The 19277-nt window shown below is 67.6% G+C and carries 13 protein-coding genes; 12 read left to right on the forward strand and 1 reads right to left on the reverse strand.

What is annotated here, in order from left to right; translation table 11 throughout:
• The first annotated feature begins 105 nt into the window (after positions 1–105).
• Positions 106–1065 carry an LLM class oxidoreductase gene (locus H3O04_RS23295; protein WP_202588517.1) on the forward strand — a complete coding sequence of 320 codons (960 nt, stop codon included), beginning with the start codon at positions 106–108 and terminating at the stop codon, positions 1063–1065.
• A gap of 270 nt (positions 1066–1335) precedes the next feature.
• The gene (locus H3O04_RS23300) at positions 1336–3804 is read left to right on the forward strand and encodes a mechanosensitive ion channel family protein (protein WP_202588518.1); all 2469 of its coding nucleotides are present in this window, start codon (positions 1336–1338) and stop codon (positions 3802–3804) included.
• A 33-nt stretch (positions 3805–3837) separates the two neighbouring features.
• Here H3O04_RS23300 and H3O04_RS23305 read toward each other — a convergent pair whose 3' ends face one another.
• Entirely contained in the window at positions 3838–4674 is an 837-nt protein-coding gene (locus tag H3O04_RS23305) for a CerR family C-terminal domain-containing protein (protein WP_034175292.1), read from the reverse strand.
• Between the two features lie 91 nt (positions 4675–4765).
• On the opposite strand from H3O04_RS23305, the gene H3O04_RS23310 reads away from it, so the two are divergent.
• The 10 genes from H3O04_RS23310 (at position 4766) to H3O04_RS23355 (ending at position 19012) form a co-directional block, all read left to right on the forward strand.
• Positions 4766–5890 carry an HlyD family secretion protein gene (locus H3O04_RS23310; protein WP_202588519.1) on the forward strand — a complete coding sequence of 375 codons (1125 nt, stop codon included), beginning with the start codon at positions 4766–4768 and terminating at the stop codon, positions 5888–5890.
• Positions 5883–7469, forward strand: coding sequence for an MDR family MFS transporter (locus H3O04_RS23315; RefSeq protein ID WP_202588520.1), 1587 nt, complete (start codon positions 5883–5885; stop codon positions 7467–7469). Before H3O04_RS23310 ends, H3O04_RS23315 begins: the two co-directional genes overlap by 8 nt.
• 13 nt (positions 7470–7482) lie before the next feature.
• A complete protein-coding gene (locus H3O04_RS23320; protein WP_202588521.1) occupies positions 7483–8970 on the forward strand; it encodes an efflux transporter outer membrane subunit in 1488 nt (495 codons plus the stop codon).
• 234 nt (positions 8971–9204) lie between these two features.
• Positions 9205–10740 (forward strand): catalase, encoded by a 1536-nt coding sequence (locus H3O04_RS23325; RefSeq protein WP_006479391.1) that lies wholly within the window; start codon positions 9205–9207, stop codon positions 10738–10740.
• A gap of 79 nt (positions 10741–10819) precedes the next feature.
• A complete protein-coding gene (locus H3O04_RS23330; protein ID WP_034174872.1) occupies positions 10820–11431 on the forward strand; it encodes an ankyrin repeat domain-containing protein in 612 nt (203 codons plus the stop codon).
• Positions 11432–11835: 404 nt separating this feature from the next.
• A complete protein-coding gene (locus H3O04_RS23335; RefSeq protein WP_202588522.1) occupies positions 11836–12996 on the forward strand; it encodes an efflux RND transporter periplasmic adaptor subunit in 1161 nt (386 codons plus the stop codon).
• Between the two features lie 20 nt (positions 12997–13016).
• Positions 13017–16160 (forward strand): efflux RND transporter permease subunit, encoded by a 3144-nt coding sequence (locus H3O04_RS23340; protein WP_202588523.1) that lies wholly within the window; start codon positions 13017–13019, stop codon positions 16158–16160.
• 4 nt (positions 16161–16164) lie between these two features.
• On the forward strand, positions 16165–17595 hold the full coding sequence (locus tag H3O04_RS23345; RefSeq protein WP_202588524.1) for an efflux transporter outer membrane subunit: 1431 nt from the start codon (positions 16165–16167) through the stop codon (positions 17593–17595).
• 101 nt (positions 17596–17696) lie between these two features.
• Positions 17697–18389, forward strand: coding sequence for a response regulator (locus H3O04_RS23350; RefSeq protein WP_034174873.1), 693 nt, complete (start codon positions 17697–17699; stop codon positions 18387–18389).
• A 119-nt stretch (positions 18390–18508) separates the two neighbouring features.
• Positions 18509–19012 carry a histidine kinase gene (locus H3O04_RS23355; RefSeq protein ID WP_237666392.1) on the forward strand — a complete coding sequence of 168 codons (504 nt, stop codon included), beginning with the start codon at positions 18509–18511 and terminating at the stop codon, positions 19010–19012.
• The last annotated feature ends 265 nt before the right edge of the window (positions 19013–19277 follow it).

Consider the following 19277-nt stretch of genomic DNA (forward strand, 5'->3'; position numbering starts at 1 on the left):
GTTTAGCGCAGCGCGGCGCCGTCCCGCTCGGGCATCGCGCAAACACGCTAGCATTCGGACACGGAACACTGTGCGTTCGCCCTGCCTCGCCTTCAAGGATTCGCCATGCCCCCAACCGTTCCCGCCCGCCCCGACGTCGCGCAGCGTGTCTTTGCTGACGGGCGGCTGTCGATCGGCCTCACCCTTCCGCTGCTTCGCAGCGGCCATATCGTCGCGGACTTCGACGAACAACTCGAACTCGCGGCACTGGCCGATTCGCTCGGCTTTCGCGCGCTGTGGATTCGCGACGTGCCGCTGAACAGCGCCGACTATCCGGACCCGGTCGGCCATCTCGACCCGTGGGTGCTGCTCGGCGCACTGGCGTCGCGCACCCGCCGGATCGCGCTCGCCAGCGGCGCGATCGTATTGCCGCTGCGCCATCCGCTGCATATCGCGAAAGGCGCGCTGTCGGTCGCGACGCTGTCGGGCGGACGCTTCATCCTCGGACTCGGCTCCGGCGACCGGCCGCCCGAATATGCGGCGTTCGGCGTCGACGCGGAAACCCGGCGCGACCGCTATCGCGCGCACTGGGACGTCGTCGCGGCCGCGCTCGGCGTACCGTCGCGCGTGCTGCCCGACCAGGCGCCGCCCGATGCGCCCGAATTCACGCTGCTGCCGCGCGACGGCGACGCGGTGCCGATGCTTGCGGTCGGCTCGGGCGGACAGAGCGTCGACTGGATTGCCCGCCATTCGATCGGCTGGATGACCTATCACCGCGATCCGGATACGCAGCGCGCCCGCTATTCGATGTGGCGCGCGGCGGTCGACCGGCTCGCGTCGCCGCAATTTCGCGCGTTCGGCGTATCGATGCGGCTCGACCTCGCCGCACATCCCGATACGCCCGCCACCGCGCTGCCGCTCGGTTATGCAACCGGGCGCCATGCGTTAGCCGATATCCTGCGGGACATGCGCACGGCGGGAACGCACCATGTCACGCTGAACCCCGGATCGGACCGGCCCGTGCGCGACGTCATCGAAGAAATCGCGGCGCACGTCTTGCCGGCATTTCATGACGATCCGGCCTGATTCATAGGAATCCGAATTCACCTGACGTGATGCCAGCGTGGAACGAGACCGGACGAACGCTCATCGGGTGACGCTTCGCCCATCGGCATCGGAAAGCACGCGTTACAGACGCCTTACGATCGGGAACACGGGACGCCTGCGTCGCGTCGCTCATGCCTGATCCGAATAGCCGGCGACGGAACTATTCGGTCGCGATCGCAATCATGTTAACTTCCGTCCATCATTCAGCCTCGCGGGCCGCGTGACGAGACGCACCCGCATGCCCACTCCATGCGACATATCCTCCTCGGCTGGCTGCTCGCCGCCGTCGTGTCGGCCGCCCACGCGGCCGCTCCCGCTCCGGCCGCCGCGTCGGCTGCCTCCGGCGCCGCGCCCGCACTGACGCCACAAGAGGCGCGGCAGGCACTGAACGTGCTCGAAAACCCGCGCGATCGCGCGCAGGTCGAAACGACGCTGCGCGCGATCGCGGCCGTCGGCGCATTGAGCGCACCCGCCGTGCCGGCCAGCGCAGCGCCTGCGGCCAGCGGCGCATCGGCCGCCGCGGCGCCGGCCGCGCTCACGTCGAACGGGCTCGCCTCGATGCTCGTCCGCCAGGGATCGCGCTGGGCCACTCAGATCGGCAACGCGCTGCAGGAATCGCTGCGCTCGCTGCTCGATATCGGTTCGGTGGGAAGCTGGTGGCACGACAAGCTCGTCAGCGCCGACCAGCGTGCGGATCTCACGCGCACGCTCGGCATCCTCGTGGCGGTACTCCTGCCAGCGCTCGTCGTCGAATGGCTCGCGAAGCGGCTGCTGCGACGCGCGCTGACGGCAGTCGCCGCGCGCCGCGCCGACACGTCGCAGCGCACCGCGTCCGATTCCGCCGCACCGGACGCGGCCCCCACGCCGCCGCCCGATACGTCCACCCCACCCGACACCGCAGCCCCGGACACCGCAGGCGTCACCCCCGCATCCTCGCAAAGCCGAGGCCACGCCCGCCGGCACACCACGCTGCTGCAGCGGATGCCGCGCGCACTCGTCAGTCTCGCGCTGCGCGCGGTGCCGCTACTCGTGTTCGTCGGCGTCGCGAGCCTGACGATGTCGTTGCTCGTCGAAGCAGACACGCCGATCGAAGCCGCGCTCGAAGCGTTGATCGACACCTACGTGATCTGCCGGCTCATCACGATCGTCAGCCGGCTGTTCTTCCAGCCCGATGCGCGGCAGTTGCGGCTGCTGCATATCAGCGACGCATGGGCCGATTTCGTGCAACGCTCGATCGCACGGATCGTGATCGTGGTCGGCGCGTGCACGGCGGCCGTCGAGATCGCCGCGAACTTCGGCCTGAGTGAAGCCGGCCACGTCGCGCTGCTGAAGGCCGTCGCCCTCGTCGGGCACGTGATGATTTCGGTGCTGATCCTGCAGTGTCGCCGGCCGGTCGCGGCACGGATTCGTGCCGCCGGCGCGGATCGTCCGGCCTTCACGGTCGTCGGCAACGCGCTCGCGGACGCGTGGGCGCCCGTGTCGGTCTTCATCGTGATGGCACTGTGGTTCGTGTGGGCGCTCGACGTCCACAACGGCTATCGCGTGCTGATCACGCTCGGCGGCCGCTCGATCGCCGTGATGATCGCGATGCGGATGGTGTCGATCGTCGTGTTCGGCGCGCTCGCGCGGCTGTTCCAGCGCCGCGACGACGACCGCACGCTCGTTCATCTGCACGCGTACCGCTACTACCCGCTGCTGCGCCAGATCGTGTCGGGGGCGATCGGCGTCGTGACCGTCGTGCTGCTGCTGCAGATCTGGGGCGTGCCGATCTTCCGCGCGTTCGAGACGGGCACGATCGGCCACCGGCTCGCGTCCGCGCTGGTGACGATCGCGATCGCGGCGATCGTCGCGCTCGTCGTGTGGGAGGCAGCCAACATCGCGATCGAGCGCCGGCTGCAGCGCTGGACGCGCGAAGGCAACCTGGTGCGCGCCGCGCGCCTGCGCACGCTGCTGCCGATGCTGCGCTCGCTGCTGTTCGTGATGATCGCGCTCGTCGTCGTGCTGACGGGCCTCAGCGAGCTCGGCGTCAACGTCGGCCCGCTGCTGGCCGGCGCCAGCATCTTCGGCGTCGCGCTCGGTTTCGGGTCGCAGAAGCTCGTGCAGGATTTCATCACCGGGATCTTCCTGCTGATGGAGAACGCGATGCAGGTCGGCGACTGGGTCACGCTCGCCGGCGTGTCGGGCACGGTCGAATACCTGTCGATCCGCACGGTGCGGCTGCGCGCCGGCGACGGATCGCTGTACACGATCCCGTTCAGCTCGGTGACGACCGTCAACAACACGAATCGCGGGCTCGGCAACGCGGCCGTCAAGGTGAGCATCGCGTACGGCGAGGACATCGAGCGCGCGATCGCGACGCTGAAGGAAATCGGCGCCGCGTTGCGCGACGATCCGAAATACCACGACGGCATCCTGTCGGACTTCAGCTACTGGGGTATCGACCAGGTCGACGGCGCGGCGCTCGCGCTGGCCGGGCAGATGCAATGTACGGACTCGGCGCGCTGGGGCGTGCAGCGCGAATTCAACCGACGGATCGCGGAGACGTTCCGCGAACGCGGAATCCGGATCGCCAATCCGCAGCGCAGTGTCGTCGCCTATGCGGACGGATCGCGGCCGGTCGGCAGCGAGGAAAACGACCCGCGCCCCGACACGCGGAATACCGCCGAGACGGCAGCCCGGCCGCCATCGCCCGACGAAGCGGAGCGCAAGCCGGGCTGATCGCGATCGCCCGCGGCCGGTGACCCGCCGCGCTCAACGCGCGGCGGGCTTCTTCACGCGCGTCGTGCTTTTCGCGGCGGGCGGTACCGCCCCCGGCTTCGCCGCACGTCGTTTCGCCGCGGCACCCTGCGCGCGCTTCGCAGCCGATTCCGCGCCGGCGGCACCCGCATCGCGCTGCGCATGCCATTGCTCGAGCAGCACGCGCGTCTGGTCGGCAATCGTGTCGGTCACCAGCGCCGCGCGCTCGCCTTCGAACGCCTCCCATTCGAGCAACTGCAGCGCCGAACGCTGCGCGACGTGGAACACCGTGATCTGGCCGAACAGGCTCAGCGCGCGCAACCGCGTGACGGGATCGTCGGCCGGTCGCCCCGTGATGCGGCCGATCAATTCCGCGCTCACGTCGTTCAGCGGCTTGCGCATACGCGTCATCAGGATCTCGCTCGCGCTCGCCGGCTCCTGGCCGCCCTGCTCGCGCGCGAAGAACATCCGCTGGTTCATCGTCTTCGGCGCGGTGAACATCCGGTCCGACAGCGCGCGCAGCAGCCCGACGAACGCATCGATCAGCGCATCGACGCTCGCATGGCCGTCGAGCATCGCCCGCGCATGGCCGACCGCCGGCGCGAACACTTGCCAGCCGTGCTCGGCGATCGTCTCGACGCACGCGCGGTACACCCCTTCCTTGTTCTCGAAGTAGTACTGGAGCGCCGGCGCGTTCACGCCCGCCATCGCGGCGATCTCGCGCGTCGACGCCCCCGCGAACCCGCGTTCGCCGAACAGTTCGATCGCCGCCTCGATGATCCGCTGGCGCGTCTCGTCGCCGCGCGCGTAGCCGCCCGCCGACGTGCGGCGCAGCTTCTTCGCTTCGTTCATGCCTTCCTCGTCATTCGATCGATCCACATTCTACTTGACACAATTTTATCAACTGGAATAATTCTTCCACTTGGAATAATTTGGATCCCGAATGTCGACGCCACAAGACCCGCCACAGAAAGCAGATCGTCAGGAAAACGGAACAACGCCGCGCAACGGCAACGGCGGAACGAGGCGGCGCATCCTGCTCGTGGCCGCCGTGCTCGCGGCCGTCGGCGGCACGGTCTGGCTCGGCCGCTGGTGGACGGTCGGCCGCTTCATCGAAAGCACCAACGACGCGTACCTGCAGGCGGACAGCATGACCGCCGCGCCGAAGGTCGCCGGCTACGTGACCGACGTCTACGTGCGCGACAACCAGCCCGTGAAGGCCGGCGATCCGCTCGTGCGGCTCGACGTCCGTCAGTACCAGGTGGCGCTCGCGCAAGCGCTGGCGACCGTCGATGCCCGCCGCGCCGATATCGCGCGCGCCGAAGCCGACATCAGCCAGCAGCGCGCGAATCTCGAGCAGGCCGACGCGCAGGCGAAGGTGTCGCGCATCAACGCGCAGCACGCAAGTGACGAGTACACGCGCTATGCGCCGCTCGCGGCGACCGGCGCCGAAACGCACGAACGCGTGGCCGACCTGAAAAGCACGCGCGATCAGGCGGCGGCGACGCTCGCCGCGAACAACGCGTCGATCGCCGCCGCTCGCACGCAAATCGCATCGTTCACCGCCCAGCTTCAGCAGGCGCGTGCGCAGCTCGAGGCCGCGCAGGCCAGCGCCGCGCAGGCGCAGCTCGACCTCGACAACACGATCGTGCGCAGCACGCTCGCGGGCCGCGTCGGCGATCGCACGGTGCGCGTCGGGCAATACGTGCAGCCCGGCACGCGCCTGCTGACCGTCGTGCCGGTCGATTCGATCTACCTCGTCGCGAACTTCAAGGAAACGCAGATCGGCAACATGCGCATCGGCCAGCCCGTCGAGCTGCATATCGATGCGCTGCCGGACGGCCCGCTGTCCGGCGTCGTCGACAGCTTCGCGCCCGGCACCGGCGCGCAGTTCGCGCTGCTGCCGCCCGAGAACGCGACCGGCAACTTCACGAAGATCGTCCAGCGCGTGCCGGTGCGCATCCGTCTCGCCGCGAACGCCCGCGCGCAACGCATGCTGCTGCCCGGGCTGTCGGTGACGGTCGACGTCGATACGCGCTCGGCCCGCGACGAGCAGCGTCATGGCTGATACGCCCGCCACGATCCCCCTGCCGCCGCATGAAGGCCGCGCGAGCGTGACCGACTGGATCGCGGTCGCGGCCGGCGCGCTCGGCGCGTTGATGGCGACGCTCGACATCTCGATCACGAATTCCGCGCTGCCGCAGATCCAGGGCGAAATCGGCGCGACCGGCACCGAAGGCACATGGATCTCGACCGGCTACCTGATGTCGGAAATCGTGATGATCCCGCTCGCCGCCTGGCTCACGCGCGTGTTCGGGCTGCGCAATTTCCTGCTGACGAACTCCGCGCTGTTCATCGCATTCTCGATGATGTGCGGCTGGTCGCATTCGCTGCCGATGATGATCGCGGGCCGGATCGGCCAGGGCTTCACCGGCGGCGCGCTGATTCCGACCGCGCAGACGATCATCCGCACGCGCCTGCCGTTGTCGCAGTTGCCGGTCGGAATGACGCTGTTCGGCCTGATCGTGCTGCTCGGGCCGCTGTTCGGCCCCGTGCTCGGCGGCTGGCTCGCGGAAAACGTGAACTGGAGCTGGTGCTTCTTCCTGAACCTGCCCGTGTGCCTGCTCCTGATGGCGCTGCTGGTGTTCGGGCTGCCGTCGGACCGCCCGCAATGGAGCGCATTCTTCAACGCGGACTGGCTCGGCATCTTCGGCCTCGCGATCGGCCTGAGCTCGCTGACCGTCGTGCTCGAGGAAGGCCAGCGCGAACGCTGGTTCGAATCGCAGATGATCGTCACGCTGAGCATCGTGTCGTTCGTCGGGATGGTCCTGATCGCGCTGTCGCAGCGCTTCGCGAAGCGGCCGATCATGCGGCTGTCGCTGATGCGCAACCCGCGCTACGCGAGCGTGATCGTGATCGTGTCCGCGGTCGGCGCCGGGCTGTACGGCGTGTCCTACCTGCTGCCGCAGTTCCTCGCGATCGTCGCCGGCTACAACGCGGAACAGGCCGGTGCGATCATGCTGCTGTCGGGGCTGCCGGCCTTTCTCGTGATGCCGATCCTGCCGCGCCTGCTCGGCAAGGTCGATTTCCGCATCCTCGTGATCGCGGGGCTGCTGCTGTTCTGCCTGAGCTGCATGCTCGACATCAGCCTGACCGCACAGAGCGTGGGCCACGATTTCGTATGGTCGCAACTGATCCGCGGCCTCGCGCAGATGCTCGCGATGATGCCGCTCAACCAGGCGTCGATGGCGGCCGTCGCGCGCGAAGACTCGGGCGATGCGGCCGGACTCTACAACATGGCGCGCAACCTCGGCGGCTCGATCGGGCTCGCGATCATCGGCACCGTGATCGACCGGCGCACGACCTTCCATACGGCCGCGCTGCGCGAATCGGTGACCGCGAACTCGCTGATCGGGCAGGATCGCCTGTCGGCCTATGCGGCCAACTGGTTCGCGCACACCGGCGATCTCGCGTATTCGAACCTGCGCGCGCTCGGCCAGCTGGCGCAGCAGATCCAGATCCAGGCCGTCGTGATGACCTATTCCGAAACCTTCTATCTGCTGGGCCTCGCGCTGCTCGCCTGCGTGCCGCTCGCGCTGCTGCTGAGAACGCCACGCGGGCCGCAACCGATGTCGTCCGGCCATTGACCCGTCATACGCGATGAAACCCTTCTCCCTGCCCCGCCGCTCCGCGCTCACCCTGTGCGCGGCCGCGTGCCTGCTCGCCGGCTGCACGGTCGGCCCCGACTACCGCGGCGCGCCCGCCGCGCCCGATGCATCGACCTTCGTGCGTGCGCCGGCCACCGGCGTCGACACCGCCTTGCCCTCGCCGAGCGCGTGGTGGCATGCGCTGAACGATCGCCAGCTCGACGCGCTGATCGTCGCCGCGCTCGTGTACAACCCCGATCTGCACGCGGCGCAGGCCCGCTTGCGCGCGGCACGCGCGCAGCTCTCGCAACAGCGCGCCGCGCAGATGCCGAAATCGTCGGCCACCGTCGCGGCCATCCGCATGCGCGAGCCGGACGTCAGCGCGCTCGGCTCGCTGCTACCGTCGAACGGCTCGGAGCAATCGGGCGGCACGTCGCCGTCGCTCGGCGGCTCGGGGCCGCTGCAACTCTATTCGGCGGGCTTCGACGCGACCTGGGAAATCGACCTGTTCGGCGGCATGCGCCGCGCGGTCGAAGCCGCATCCGCCCAGGCCGAAGCCGTCGATGCCGATCTCGCCGACACGCAGGTGTCGATCGCGGCCGAAGTCGCGAATGCGTATGTCGACCTGCGCGACCAGCAGCAACGACTTGCGTTGTCGAAGCGCACCGCGCAACTGCAGCAGCAGATGCTCGAACTCACGCAGCAGCGCCGCGCGCGCGGCGTCGCGGCCGATGCCGACATCGAGCGACTGACGACGCAGGTCGAAAACACGCGCGCGTCGCTGATCCCGCTCGATGCCCAGGTAACCGAATCGCTCGACCGGCTCGCGATCCTGACGGGCCGTGCGCCGGGTGCGCTCGATGCCGCGCTGTCGACCCCGGACGCGGCATTGCCGACGCTGCCCGCCAGCGTCGCGATCGGCGATCCGGCCACGCTGCTGAAACAGCGCCCCGATATTCGCGCGGCCGAACGCCGGCTTGCGTCCAGCAATGCGCAGATCGGCGAGCATGTCGCCGACTATTTTCCGAAGGTGACGTTGCTCGGCGATCTCGGCTTCAGCGCGACGGACCCCGGCCACCTGTTCCGCAAGCAGAATTTCACGTGGGTCGGTGCGCCATACCTGCAATGGAACATTCTCGACTTCGGACGCACGCGTGGCGCGGTACGCGCGGCAGAAGCGTCGCGGGATGAAGCGGAGGCGAATTATCAGAAGGCCGTGCTCGGTGCATTACAGGATGCCAACACCGCGTTGCAGCGTTACGGACATCAGCGCGAGCACGTCGTCGCATTGACGAAGGTGCAGACGTCGGCCGTGCATTCGCGCGCGCTGATGGACCAGCGCTATCGCGCGGGTGTCGCGTCGATGATCGACCTGCTCGATACGCAACGTGAAGCGCTCGCCGCGCAGCAGAACGTGATCGCCGGACAGGCCGAACTGATCAAGAACTACGTGTCGGTGCAGAAGAGTCTCGGGCTCGGCTGGCAGGCAAGCGCCGGTTGACGCACCGCCGCAAATCATGCGCGACCGATGCATCATGCTCGTTGAAACAATCCAGCAATAACTCATTGCGCGCGCAACAATCCCGCTTCGGTTCTTGCGCAACGAACGGGCTCGCGCCGCATCGATCCCACGGCTATCGAAAACATATCGAATATCAATTAGCCAATCGTCTGACGATCTCTTCTAATTCAGTCGGTTTCCCCACCACCGATCGGATCAAGGAGTTCCATCGTCATGTCCTCACCCTCCCATCGCGTGCTGCGGCACGCAGTCGCCGCAATCTGCGTTGCACTCTCCGCCTCTCCGTACGCCGCCGAACTCACGCGGGACACCGGCGCGCCCGTCGGCGACAACCAGAATTCGCAGACGGCCGGCCCCGCCGGCCCGGTGCTGCTGCAGGATTCCGCGCTCATCGAGAAACTGCAGCGCTTCGACCGCGAACGCATTCCCGAGCGCGTCGTGCATGCGCGCGGCACCGGCGCATTCGGCGAGTTCGTGCCGAGCGCCGACATCTCCGACCTGACGAAAGCGAAAGTCTTCACGCCGGGCACCCGCACCCCCGTATTCGTGCGCTTCTCCACCGTGATGGGCTATCGCGGCTCGCCCGAGCAGGCGCGCGACCCGCGCGGCTTCGCGGTGAAGTTCTATACGCAGCAGGGCAACTGGGACATGGTCGGCATCAACTGGCCGGTGTTCTTCATTCGCGACGGCATCAAGTTCCCCGACTTCGTGCACGCGAACAAGCCGAGCGCCGTGACCGGCGTGCAGGACCCGAACCTCGCGTTCGACTTCTTCGCGCACACGCCCGAAGCGACCCACATGCTGACGCGGCTGTACACGGACGAGGGCATGCCCGATTCGTATCGCCGCATGGACGGCTTCGCGGTGCATGCGTTCAAGTTCGTCAATGCGCAAGGCGACGTGCACTACGTGAAGTTCCACTGGAAGAGCCAGCAAGGCGTACACGGCCTGCGCCCGCAAGAAATCCCGGCGTCGATCGGCCGCGACTGGAACCTGATGACGAACGACCTGTACGGCGCGCTCAAACAGGGCGATTTCCCGAAGTGGGACCTGTACGTGCAGGTGCTCACGCCGAAGGATCTGAACCGCTTCGACTTCGACGCGCTCGACGATACGAAGGTGTGGACCGGCGTGCCTGAACGCAAGATCGGCACGATGACGCTCAATCGCGTGCCCGACAACTACTTCCAGTCGACCGAGGAATCGGCGTTCGCGCCGTCGCGGCTCGTGCCGGGGATCGAGCCGTCCGAGGACCGGATGCTGCAGGATCGCCTGTTCGCGTACGCCGACACGCAGATGTACCGGCTCGGCGCGAACTACATGGATCTGCCGATCAATCGCCCGGTCGTGCCGGTCGTCAACAACAACCAGGACGGCAAGATGAACGCCGGCGACCGCAAGGGCGAGGTGAATTACGAACCGTCGACGCTGAACGAACTCGCGCAGGACCCGCAGTACAAGTCGGTCCGCATGACGCTCAGCGGCACGACGCAGCAGGAAGCGATCCGCAAGAAGCTGCCGTTCCGTCAGGCGGGCGAGTACTACCGCAGCCTGTCGCAACAGGACAAGGACGACCTCGTCACCGCGCTGTCCGGCGACCTCGGCCAGGTGAAGAATGCGCAGAACCAGTACGCGATGCTGTCGTACTTCTACAAGGCGGACGCCGATTACGGTACGCGGCTCGCGCAGGCCGTTCACGCGAACGTCCAGCAAGTGCAGTCGCTCGCGGCGAAGCTGAGCGACAACTGATCCCCGCGACTCCGGTCGCTGCCGACGTGTGCGACACGCGCCGCGCACGTCGGCCCGGCCACTTCATCAGGACACCCTCATGCGATCCGAACGCTTCCCCCACACGATCCGTGCGGCCGTGGCAGCGCTCGCGCTGGCCGCGCTCGCCGGCTGCGCGCACCTGCCCGACCAGCCGATGTACGGCAAGGCCGACCCTGCCGCGCTGCGCCGCTATGACGGCGACTGGTTCGACGCCGCGCGCGTCGGCCGCGTCGATATCCTGCGCGCGTTGCACGATGCCGGCTATCCGGTCGACGCCACCGACAGCCACGGCTATACGGCCGTGATCCTCGCGTCGTACGACGGCCAGCCCGCGGCGCTCGACTACCTGTTGTCGGTCGGCGCCGATGCGTGCGTCGGCGATCGTCACGGCAACACCGCGCTGATGGGCGCCCTCTTCCGGAACGAGCCCGATATCGCGCGACGCCTGATCGACACGCGCTGCCCGATCGACCAGACGAACGGCGCCGGCGAAACCGCGCTGGGATTCGCGACGCTGTTCAACCGCTTCGAGCTGATTCCGCTGCTCGTCGCGCATGGCGCGAATCCGAACCATGTCGACCGGCGCGGCCAGTCACTGCTTCAACTCGCGCTGACGCACGACAACACGTATGCCGCGGACGCACTGCGAAATGCCGGCGCCAAACCGTAGCGCGCCCGCGCGTCAAATGGCGCGCCCCATTCGCTGACCCGATCCGCGTCGCCATCGCGCGATGCCGGCGCCATGTCGTGCACGTGTGCGCCCAGCGGCCCCGTCATGGCCAGCCAGCTGCAGACGCACCGCGCCTCGTCGTGCAGTTCCTCCGCCCCCCCTGCCGGCTCGATCTTTAACCACTAGCGCGAGCCGGCACGCGCGTCGAGCCGAAACACCGCGCGCCCGACACCGCGCCGCACCCTGTTCGTCCGAGCATTCCGCTTCGGCTCATCCCCTCCTTTCGGCGCCTTTCGCCGCCTCCATCGAATCTCCATCTTTCCGCATCAAAGCCCCCAACTAATCCAAGCACACTCCGCCCCGTCAAAGCAGGCAGTGGGCTGCCTGCGCTTCCTGGAGTCGCTATGAAGAATCAGAAACGATGCTGCCACGGCGCCGTATGCGCGCTGGTGGCGGCAATGCTGGCGGGGTGCGGGCCGTCCGAGCAGCAGGCCGCCGCACCGGCCACCCCGGTCGCGGCCATGACGGTGGCCGCCACGCGCGTCGACGTGACCGAAGACCTGCCGGGCCGCGTCGCGGCCGTGCGGGTGGCCGAGATCCGGCCGCAGGTGAGCGGCATCGTGCAACGCCGGCTGTTCGAACAAGGCACCGAAGTGCGCGCCGGCCAGCCGCTGTTCCAGATCAATCCGGCACCGTTCAAGGCCGAGATGGACACGGCCGCCGCCTCGCTGCAGCGTGCGCAGGCCGCGCTCGAGCGCGCGAAGGTGCAGACGGCGCGCTTCAAGCCGCTCGTCGAGGCCGACGCGATCAGCCGCCAGGTGTACGACGACGCCGTATCGCAACGCGACCAGGCCGCGGCCGACGTCGCGCAGGCCCGCGCGACGCTCGCGCGCCGCCAGCTCGACCTGAAGTTCGCGACCGTGGGAGCGCCGATCGCCGGCCGCATCGACCAGGCGCTCGTGACCGAAGGCGCGCTGGTGTCGAGCAGCGACAGCCAGCCGATGGCGCGCATCCAGCAGATCGACCAGGTTTACGTGGACGTGCGGCAACCAGCCGCCTCGCTCGAGGCGTTGCGCGACGCGCTCGCGTCGCAGCCGCAAGCGTCGGACGGCAACGGCCTGCCGGTCGACGTGCTGCGCGACGACGACACGCGTTACGACGTAAAGGGCCGCATGCTGTTCTCGGGCGTCAACGTCGATCCGGGCACCGGCGACGTGCTGCTGCGCGTGCTGGTCGACAACCCGAAACGCCAGTTGCTGCCGGGCATGTACGTGCGTGCCCGGATTCCGCGCGCGCACTACGCCAACGCCGTGATGGTGCCGCAACAGGCCATCGTGCGCGCCGGCGGCAAGCCGCAGGTGTGGGTGCTCGACGCGAAAGGTACCGCTCACCTGAAAGCGGTCGAGGTCGGTGAACTGACGAACCGCAGCTATCGCATCAAGTCGGGCCTGCAGGCCGGCCAGAAGATCGTCGTCGAAGGCATGGAGCGCCTGACCGACGGCGCGCCGGCTGCCGCGACCGACTGGAAGTCGCCTGACGCGGTCGCCAACGCGTCCGCGCACTGAGTCACGAGGAGCCTCCAGCCATGGCTGAATTCTTTATCCGACGCCCGGTGTTTGCGTGGGTGATCGCGCTCTTCATCATCCTGACCGGGCTGATCGCGATCCCGCAACTGCCGGTCGCGCGCTACCCGTCGGTCGCGCCGCCGTCCGTCACGATCACCGCGAGCTACCCGGGCGCCACGCCGCAGACGATGAACGACGGCGTGCTGAGCCTCATCGAGCGCGAATTGTCCGGCGTCAAGAACCTGCTGTACTTCGAATCGTCGGCCGATACCTCGGGCCAGGCGCAGATCACCGTGACGTTCAAGCCCGGCACCCATCCAGAGATGGCACAGGTCGACGTGCAGAACAAGATCAAGTCGGTCGAGCCGCGCCTGCCCGCCGCCGTGCGTCAGAACGGACTGATCGTCGAATCCGCGTCGTCAGGTTTCCTGATGATCGTCAGCCTGCGCTCCGACAACGGCCGCTTCGACGAAGGCGCGCTCGCCGACTACATGGCGCGCAGCGTCTCCGAGGAACTGCGGCGCATCGACGGCGTCGGCCGTGTGCTGCAGTTCGGTTCGGAACGCGCGATGCGCATCTGGGTCGATCCGCAGAAGCTGATCAATTTCGGCCTGTCGATGAGCGACCTGACGACCGCGATCGGCCAGCAGAACGTGCAGATCGCGCCGGGCAGCCTCGGTGCGCTGCCCGCGCTGCCCGGCCAGCGCGTGACCGTGCCGCTCACCGCGCAAGGTCAGCTCACGACGCCGGAGGCGTTCGCGAAGGTCGTGCTGCGCGCGAACGCGGACGGCTCGAAGGTCGTGCTCGGCGACGTCGCCCGCGTCGAACTCGGCTCGCAGAACTACACGTTCGTGAGCCGCGAGAACAACAAGCCGGCCACCCTCGCCGGCGTGCAGCTCGCGCCTGGCGCCAACGCGGTGAAGACCGCGGACGCGATCCGCGCCCGCATGGCCGAACTGAGCAAGCCGATGCCGTCGGGCATGAGCTACTCGATCCCGCTCGACACGTCGCCGTTCGTGAAGATCTCGATCGAGAAAGTGCTGCACACGCTGCTCGAGGCGATGGTGCTCGTGTTCCTCGTGATGTACCTGTTCCTGCAGAACGTGCGCTATACGCTGATCCCGGCCATCGTCGCGCCGGTCGCGATGCTCGGCACGTTCACGGTGATGCTGCTGACCGGCTTCTCGATCAACGTGCTGACGATGTTCGGCATGGTGCTCGCGATCGGCATCATCGTCGACGACGCGATCGTCGTCGTCGAGAACGTCGAACGCCTGATGGCCGAGGAAGGACTGTCGCCGAAGGACGCGACGTCGAAGGCGATGAAGGAGATCACCGGCGCGATCATCGGCGTCACGCTGGTGCTGACCGCGGTGTTCCTGCCGATGGCGATGGCGAGCGGCTCGGTCGGCGTGATCTACAAGCAGTTCACGCTGTCGATGGCCGTGTCGATCCTGTTCTCCGCGCTGCTGGCGCTGACGCTCACGCCGGCCCTGTGCGCGACGATGCTCAAGCCGCTCGCACCGGGCCATCACGAGAAGCGCGGCTTCTTCGGCTGGTTCAACCGCCGCTTCGATCGCATGACGAAATGGTACGAGACGCGCGTCGGCCGCCTGGTCGGTCGCACGGGCCGCGTGATGCTGGTGTTCGTCGCGATTTCGGGCGCACTGGTGCTCGGTTTCCGCAGCCTGCCGTCGTCGTTCCTGCCGGACGAAGACCAGGGCTACTTCATCACCAGCTTTCTGTTGCCCGCCGACGCTACCGCCGAGCGTACGCACGACGTGGTCAAGACGCTGGAGAAGCATCTTGCTTCGCGTCCGGCAATCCAGTCGAGCATTTCCGTGATCGGCTACGGCTTCTCGGGCCAGGGCTCGAACGCGGCGATCAACTGGTCGGTGATGAAGGACTGGAAAAACCGCGGCGGCGCGTCGACGATCGAGGAAGGCATGCTCGCGCAGCAGGCGATGGCCGGCGTGACCGAAGGCACGGTGATGAGCCTGCTGCCGCCGGCGATCGACGAACTCGGCAACAGCTCGGGCTTCTCGATGCGTCTGGAAGACCGCGCCAACCAGGGCGCGGCGGCGCTCAAGGCAGCGGAAGTCAAGCTGCTCGAACTCGCCGCGCAAAGCAAGGTCGTGACCGGCGTGTACCCCGACAGCCTGCCGGCCGGCACCAGTATCCGCCTTGAGATCGACCGCGCGAAAGCGCAGGCGCTCGGCGTGTCGTTCACGACGCTCAGCGACACGCTGTCGACCGCGATGGGCTCGACCTACGTGAACGACTTCCCGAACGCGGGCCGCATGCAGCAGGTGATCATCCAGGCCGACGCGCCGGCACGCATGCAGATCGACAACGTGATGAAGCTGTACGTGCGCAACGCGGCCGGCGGCATGGTGCCGCTGTCCGAGGTGGTGCGCCCCGTGTGGACCGACACGCCGCTGCAGATGGTGCGCTTCAAGGGCTATCCGTCCGCGCGCATTTCCGGCAACGCGGCGCCCGGCCAGTCGAGCGGCGCGGCGATGGCCGAGATGGAACGGCTCGCCGCGCAACTGCCGCCGGGCTTCGCGGTCGAGTGGACCGGCCAGTCGCTGCAGGAACGCCAGTCGGCGTCGCAGGCGCCGATGCTGATGGTGTTGTCGATGATCGTCGTGTTCCTGGTGCTCGCCGCGCTGTACGAAAGCTGGTCGATCCCGCTGTCGGTAATGCTCGTGGTGCCGCTCGGCCTGATCGGCGCGATCGGTGCGGTGCTGTTGCGCGGCATGCCGAACGACGTGTTCTTCAAGGTCGGGATGATCACCGTGATCGGCCTGTCCGCGAAGAACGCGATCCTGATCGTCGAGTTCGCGAAGCAGTTGCGCGAGGAAGGCAAGGGCTTGATCGAAGCGGCCGTGCAGGCGTCGAAGCTGCGCCTGCGCCCGATCCTGATGACCTCGCTCGCGTTCGGCCTCGGCGTCGTGCCGCTGATGATCGCGACCGGCGCCAGCGCCGAAACGCAGCACGCGATCGGCACCGGCGTGTTCGGCGGCATGGTGACCGCCACGGTGCTGGCTATTTTCTTCGTCCCTGTTTTCTTTGTGTTCGTGATGAGTATCCAGGAGCGTATCGGCGCATGGCAGGCTTCCCGCACGCAGCCGGCTTCCCCGACTCACGAACAGGAAGGTTGATGCCATGCGATTGCTTATTCTTCCCCTCGTCCTCGCGCTGTCGGCCTGCTCGCTGGCGCCCACGCTGGTCAGACCGTCGATGCCGGTGCCGACGGCCTACACCACCGCCGCTGCCGCCAATCCCGACGCGAACGCCGCCGACCTCGGCTGGCGCACGATGTTCGGCGACCGCCGCCTGCAACGCCTGATCGAGCTCGCGCTCGAGCACAACCGCGACCTGCGCGTGGCCGCGCTGAACGTCGAGGCCGCCGAAGCGCAGTACGGCATCCAGCGTGCCGCGCGCCTGCCGTCGATCAGCGCCGGCGCGAACTTCACGCGCCAGCGTACGTCGGACGACACGCAGTCGAATCCGCCGCTGTTCGGCGCGACGCAGAACCAGTACGGCGTCAACGTCGGCATCAGCGCGTTCGAGATCGACCTGTTCGGCCGCGTGAAATCGATGTCGGATGCGGCGTTCGCGCGCTACCTCGCGACCGATCACGGCCGCCGCGCGGTGCAGATCTCGCTCGTCGGCGGCGTGGCGGACGCGTACTTCGCGGAACGCCTCGCGCACGAGCAACGCCAGTTGTCCGAACGCACGCTCGCCGACTGGCAGCAGTCGCTCGATCTCGCGCGCCGCCTGAAGGAAGCGCATCAGGCGAGCGGCGTCGACATCGCGCAGGCCGAAGGCCAGGTCGCGAGCGCGACGGCCGATCTCGAAGCGCTCACGCGCGCCGTCGAGCAGGCACGCAATGCATTGCGCCTGCTGATCGGCACCGAGCTGCCGAAGGATCTGCCCGAGCCGCTGCCGCTTCAGCAGCAACCGGTGATGACCCAACTGCCGGCCGGCTTGCCGTCTGAACTGCTGTTCCGTCGCCCGGATATCCAGCACGCCGAACAGAATCTCGTCGCCGCGAATGCGGACATCGGCGCCGTGCGCGCCGCGTTCTTCCCGCGCCTGTCGCTGACGTCGTCGATCGGCTTCCTCAGCCCCGCGATGGGCAGCCTGTTCGACGGCGGGCAGCGCGTATGGAGCTTCGCGCCGCAGGTCACGGTGCCGATCTTCCAGGGCGGGCGGCTGCGTGCCGAGCTGCGTCTCGCGGAAGTGCGCAAGTCCAGCGCGGTCGCCGAGTACGAACGCGCGATCCAGGCCGCGTTCCGCGAAGTGGCCGACGGCATCGCCGGACGTGAAACCTTCGGCCGTCAGATCGAAGCCCAAACGCGCGTGGTCGGCTCGGCCGAACGCCGCACCGACCTGTCGAACCTGCGTTATCGCGCGGGTGTCGAGGGGCGGCTGGAGTTGCTCGATTCGCAGCGGCAGCTCTATGCGGCACGACAGGCGCTGCTCGACCTGCGCCGCAGCGAGCTCGGCAATGCCGTCGCGCTGTACAAGGCGCTCGGCGGCGGCCTCACGGACCAGGACGTCGCACCGTCGAAGCGCGTGGTGCAGAACTGAACGAACGGCGCCGTTCCGTCCCGCGCGGCAGCGTGGCGAAACGGTGCGCTCCGGCCCGGCAACGAGCCGCCCCGATTGTTCGACACGGCACGGCACACTCCATGACGAATTCCCTGATACTGATTGCAGAAGACGAGCCCGACATCTCGGACATCCTCGATGCCTACCTGAAACACGACGGCTTTCGCACCTACCGCGTCGCCGACGGGCAAGCGGTGCTCGACATGCAGCCGCACCTGAAGCCCGACCTGATCCTGCTCGACGTGAAAATGCCGCAGAAGAACGGCTGGGACGTGCTCGCCGAACTGCGACGGCGCGACAACACGCCCGTCGTCGTGCTCACCGCGTTCGATCGCGATCTCGACCGGCTGCAGGCACTGCACGCCGGCGCGGACGACTACATCGTCAAGCCGTTCAACCCGGCCGAGGTCGTCGCGCGGTTGCGCGCGATCCTGCGCCGGTCCGCCGCGCCGCCGACCCTGCGCATGCTGCGCGTCGGCGACCTCGAGATCGACACCGACAGCTATCTGGCCCGCGTGCGCACAGCGGGCACCGAGGTGCCGATCACACTGACGCTGACGGAGTTCCGGCTGCTCGCGCACATGGCGAGATCGCCGAGCCGCGTGTTCACGCGCGGCGAATTGCTCGACGCGTGCATGGCCGACGTCAGCGCGCTGGAACGCACGGTCGACAGCCACATCTGCCGGCTGCGCAAGAAACTCGAACAGGCCGGCGCACCGGGCATGCCCGAAGTGATGCGCGGCGTCGGCTACCGGCTGCGGGGCGTGCATTGATGCGGCCGGTCAGGCCCGGTCGGCAAATCGGGCAGACGATCGGCCTCGCCGCGATCGTCGTCGTGTTGCTCGCCGGCACCGTTGCGTTCGTCGTCCATGCACTGCATGCGCCGGCCGCGTTGCCGCACGACGCGAGCGCCGACGCGATGCTCCGCAGTGCGTCCACTTGCCTGATGCTGGCGACGGCGCTGTTCGTCTGCCTGCTGGCCGCCGCGTTCGACCTGTTCAGGCTGCTCCGCCGCATGCTCGCGACGCTCGACGCGATGGCGGACACCGCCGGCCGGATCGTGGCCGGCGATCCGTCGGCGCGCACGGTTTCCCGCGACGGCTGCCCGGCCGACCTCGCGCGCTTCATCGACCACTTCAATGCGATGACTCACTCAATGAAATCCACGAATCCTTCCGATGCGACGGCCACCGTCGCCAGCAGCAGTCGCGTCACGCTCACCCACCTCGCCGAACTCGAAACGCGGCTCGACGCCATCAAGGCGCTCGCCACCGATGATGCGGACGCTTCCGCGCGCGACGCGCTGCTTCAGCAGGTCGACGCGCTGTTCCGCTGCGTCGAAGACCTTCAGCTAACCGAACGACAGGCGCCGGCGATTCGAACATTTCCTCGATAACGAACAGCCGTTTCAATACGCATCGGAAAGGATCGGCGAGTCGCTTTCGGCATTACCTACCTTGCAGGTTTCGAACATTACAAAACACTGCCGATCTTTTCAAAATCATTGCGGTTTATTCGATTTAATTTTATTTCATATAATCAAAAAAAGTTTGACACCGCGCTTTCGTTCTTGATACCGTCCGATGCAAGCAATCCGACGGATTGCCCGCCACGCAAACGATTCCGCTCCACGTTTTTTCGCTTCCGCTGCACCGAAGTAC

The sequence above is a fragment of the Burkholderia sp. KCJ3K979 genome (genome assembly GCF_016759955.1).
GTDB classification, from domain to species: Bacteria; Pseudomonadota; Gammaproteobacteria; order Burkholderiales; family Burkholderiaceae; genus Burkholderia; species Burkholderia orbicola.

Bases quoted from the DNA above. Each gene is read 5' to 3' on its own strand.
- H3O04_RS23295 (WP_202588517.1), top strand. From the start codon at position 106: ATGCCCCCAACCGTTCCCGCCCGCCCCGACGTCGCGCAGCGTGTCTTT.
- H3O04_RS23300 (WP_202588518.1), top strand. From the start codon at position 1,336: ATGCGACATATCCTCCTCGGCTGGCTGCTCGCCGCCGTCGTGTCGGCC.
- H3O04_RS23305 (WP_034175292.1), bottom strand. From the start codon at position 4,674: ATGAACGAAGCGAAGAAGCTGCGCCGCACGTCGGCGGGCGGCTACGCG.
- H3O04_RS23310 (WP_202588519.1), top strand. From the start codon at position 4,766: ATGTCGACGCCACAAGACCCGCCACAGAAAGCAGATCGTCAGGAAAAC.
- H3O04_RS23315 (WP_202588520.1), top strand. From the start codon at position 5,883: ATGGCTGATACGCCCGCCACGATCCCCCTGCCGCCGCATGAAGGCCGC.
- H3O04_RS23320 (WP_202588521.1), top strand. From the start codon at position 7,483: ATGAAACCCTTCTCCCTGCCCCGCCGCTCCGCGCTCACCCTGTGCGCG.
- H3O04_RS23325 (WP_006479391.1), top strand. From the start codon at position 9,205: ATGTCCTCACCCTCCCATCGCGTGCTGCGGCACGCAGTCGCCGCAATC.
- H3O04_RS23330 (WP_034174872.1), top strand. From the start codon at position 10,820: ATGCGATCCGAACGCTTCCCCCACACGATCCGTGCGGCCGTGGCAGCG.
- H3O04_RS23335 (WP_202588522.1), top strand. From the start codon at position 11,836: ATGAAGAATCAGAAACGATGCTGCCACGGCGCCGTATGCGCGCTGGTG.
- H3O04_RS23340 (WP_202588523.1), top strand. From the start codon at position 13,017: ATGGCTGAATTCTTTATCCGACGCCCGGTGTTTGCGTGGGTGATCGCG.
- H3O04_RS23345 (WP_202588524.1), top strand. From the start codon at position 16,165: ATGCGATTGCTTATTCTTCCCCTCGTCCTCGCGCTGTCGGCCTGCTCG.
- H3O04_RS23350 (WP_034174873.1), top strand. From the start codon at position 17,697: ATGACGAATTCCCTGATACTGATTGCAGAAGACGAGCCCGACATCTCG.